This window comes from Gilvimarinus sp. 1_MG-2023, from assembly GCF_030548285.1.
In genome coordinates, this window is record NZ_JAUOSC010000854.1 from 1 (window position 1) to 283 (window position 283).

Consider the following 283-nt stretch of genomic DNA (forward strand, 5'->3'; position numbering starts at 1 on the left):
GTCACCTGCTGCTGCCAGCGCTGTTGTTACTGCATACGCTGACCACCAGCGCCCAGACCATTACCCTGATGACCAGCTACCCGCAACCGGTCGTATCAGCATTTCAGCAAGCGTTTGAAGAACAACACCCAACCCTGCAACTCAATGTCCTCTGGCGTATGCCCTTTGATGCCCTGCCTTACCTGTTGCAACCGCAGCAGGGAGGCGTGGATGTCTACTGGACGCCATCCCAAACCAACTACCTGCGCTTAAAAGCCGCCGGTGCTCTGGCACCGTTAAAGCT

At 56.5% G+C, this 283-nt stretch carries 1 pseudogene; it reads left to right on the top strand.

Annotation, left to right across the window (positions count from 1 at the left end):
* Nucleotides 1-283, top strand: a pseudogene (locus Q4563_RS19315) (hypothetical protein); the annotation flags it as partial.